Origin of the sequence: Finegoldia magna (assembly GCF_018371055.1) — a bacterium.
Classification (GTDB): domain Bacteria; phylum Bacillota; class Clostridia; order Tissierellales; family Peptoniphilaceae; genus Finegoldia; species Finegoldia magna_I.
This window is the reverse complement of the sequence record NZ_JAGYZD010000315.1, coordinates 1-1,568: the sequence shown is the minus strand read 5'-3', so window position 1 is coordinate 1,568 and position 1,568 is coordinate 1. Positions and strand designations below refer to the sequence as shown.

Genomic DNA, 1,568 nt, shown 5'->3' with positions numbered 1-1,568 from the left:
ATAGATATTTGTATAGGTATATATAAATTTGATAAAAAATCGAGTAGGGCTAAATAAATAGCCCTCTCACACCACCGTACATGCCGCTCGGCATACAATTTACACATGACCTGCTTATATAGTAATCGTATGGATCGAATAATCCTGTTTTGGTTAGTCTTTCCTTTGTAATTGCTCTTACTAAGCAGGTTTTTGTTGCTACAAAATAGTACCTATTTCCACAATAAGATGTTAGTCTTGCTAATTCTTTTCCTAATACTAGTCTCAAAACTACTCTTACGTCCACATAATTTTTTTGAGTCTTTTTGACGTATCCTTCTTCGTCTTTTTCAAAGACAAAATGCTTGTAAAACTGCTTAAAATGCAGGATTTCTATGTTTATATCTTTTGTATCAACGCTACAGCCTAAGCAGTCGATTTCTGCCAATCAAAGCTTCCTATTCAGTCGTTTCTCTTTGGAAATCTATGCATGAGACCTGCCTTACTTTTGAGTGTAGCTTCGCTTCTTGACAAGTATGGCTAGGGCTTCAACGTGCGTTGTCTTTTACTTGGGAACATAATTTTTTATCCTCGTCATTCTTGTGGAGCACAATTTATCAATATCATTGTCTTTGGCATTTTTTCTTTTATCTTTGAAATTATTTGAATCTAGACTATCTTTTACTCCTGTTTTGAAATAGAATGTTAAGTCATATGGATGGACTGTTCCTTCTTTGTCAATTCTGCCTACCACAACTTTTTCAAATATGCTTTCAAATACTGTTCTGTTAAATTCCTCTATAATTTCTCTATTCTCTAAGATCTTTTTAAATTGCTTTAGTCTTTCTTTAATAAAACTTTCATCTTTTATTGTTAGTTCCAGTGTTTTCTTTTCATCAAGTAATTCTTCTTTTTGTTTTGTAAGTTTTTTATACTTTTTAGTATAAACTTCTTCATCTATATTATCTTCTAAATGAAGATCAACTAACTTTCTTTCTTGACTAATGATTCTATTTAATTGGTTTTCTAACTTTTTCAAATCTTTGACTAAAGTATTATCATTTATTTCTTCTTCTTTTATATAGATACTTTTTGTTGTAGGGTCATAATCATAACTAAGGCAACCTTGAAAACCAATAAGCTCCCCCTTTTCCATTTTCATTTTCAATCCTTTTTTACATGGGCTGAGTTATTTTCTACTTCTTGTTGAGCTACTGAACTTAATATTGTTAATAGTAATTCTCCATTCATTGTCAAAGTATCTATATTTTCTTATTCAAAGACTTTAAATATTTCTTTTATATTAATTATTTAATTTCCATGATTCCGCCTTAGCTTTTGCATTGATAAGATCAGAATAAAGTCCATTATTTTTAATCAGTTCTTCGTGATTTCCACGTTCTACTATTTCTCCATCTTTTAAGACTAAAATCTGGTCAGCATTTCTAATTGTCTTTAGTCTGTGGGCAATCATAATTACTGTTTTGTTTTTTGTTAATGATTCTATTGCTTCTTTAAGTTTATCTTCATTTTCTGGATCTATACTTGCTGTGGCTTCATCAAAGATTATGATGTCCGCATCTTTTAGC

At 30.5% G+C, this 1,568-nt stretch carries 2 protein-coding genes and 1 pseudogene; all 3 read right to left on the bottom strand.

Annotated elements, in window-relative coordinates:
* Positions 1-49: 49 nt before the first annotated feature.
* Positions 50-427 (bottom strand): hypothetical protein, encoded by a 378-nt coding sequence (locus tag KHW44_RS09490; RefSeq protein WP_154272121.1) that lies wholly within the window; start codon positions 425-427, stop codon positions 50-52.
* 117 nt (positions 428-544) lie between these two features.
* Complete coding sequence (locus tag KHW44_RS09485) at positions 545-1,141, bottom strand: hypothetical protein (RefSeq protein WP_241684762.1); 597 nt, start codon at positions 1,139-1,141, stop codon at positions 545-547.
* Positions 1,142-1,282: 141 nt separating this feature from the next.
* Positions 1,283-1,568, bottom strand: a pseudogene (locus KHW44_RS09480) (ABC transporter ATP-binding protein); the annotation flags it as partial.

Coding starts and splice junctions, on each gene's coding strand:
- KHW44_RS09485 (WP_241684762.1), bottom strand. CDS start 1,141: ATGAAAATGGAAAAGGGGGAGCTTATTGGTTTTCAAGGTTGCCTTAGT.